We start from the raw sequence: 257 nt of genomic DNA, 5'->3' as shown, positions 1-257 counted from the left end.
GGTCGTCGGCTGACCGGGACCGGATCACGGTCGTCGGACGGCCGGGTTCCGGTGGCGGGGGTCGTGCGGGGTGCGGACCGCCGGGTTCGGGCGGTCCGACCGCGAGGGCTCCGCCGGTTCGGGCGGCGCGATCGGCTCGGCGTCGGGGCCCGGGACACCGGTGCGGTGTCCGAGGGCCGTCGGCGGGCCGGGGCTCCGGGACGGGGACCGGCCGCCCGGGCCGTCGATCGGCCCGGGCTCGGCTGCACCCCCTCCCT

The sequence above is a fragment of the Streptomyces sp. NPDC058291 genome, from assembly GCF_042880855.1.
Taxonomy (GTDB): domain Bacteria; phylum Actinomycetota; class Actinomycetes; order Streptomycetales; family Streptomycetaceae; genus Streptomyces.
This window is presented reverse-complemented; position numbering follows the sequence as displayed.